The sequence below is a fragment of the Rhodococcus sp. FG69 genome (genome assembly GCF_057808915.1).
On sequence record NZ_JBMDIX010000116.1, the window covers coordinates 1 to 570 of the forward strand.

Consider the following 570-nt stretch of genomic DNA (forward strand, 5'->3'; position numbering starts at 1 on the left):
GTTGCCCCGTCAACGGATGCATGTCACGGATGACGACATCCTCGACCAACGGCTCCGACCCCTCGCTTGTGGTGCGCCGGAACGTCACGTGGCGAACATCGTTGCCGCACACGGTGATCGTGATCCGGCGCCACCCGCGGGTGGACGGGTGCTCGCTGAGTACCGCGAGGATGACCTCGGCGATCTCGTCACCGTCGTCCGGCGCATCGGGCCACGCGAGGTACAGATCGACCGCGAGGTGCTCAGGGGCTGGGCCTGCGATGTCGTCGATTGCGTCGATGGTCGCGGACAGGTCCGCGAAAGCCGTTGCCGTAGAGACCAACTGGAGACGTTCGCCGGCGAGCTCGAAATTGCCGGTGACGAAGTGCTTGCCTTCACGATCGAACGCCTTGATGTCTTCGAGGGTCCGAATTTCGTAGAACTGACGAGTGATGACTTCGAGCAGGGCGCCCGGGTTGTCGATCCTCGACGACAGCAGGTCGATCAGCGGTTCCGGTGTCGAGACGAGTGCGTCGATGCGGGCGGCGTAGTCGGGTGCGTCGGGGTTTTCGGTGAGGTATTGCAGGCTGC

1 pseudogene is annotated in these 570 nt (G+C 63.9%); it reads right to left on the reverse strand.

Features of this window, described 5'->3' with window-relative positions:
* Nucleotides 1-570 (reverse strand): annotated as a pseudogene (locus ACODSO_RS29220) (ATP-binding protein); the annotation flags it as partial.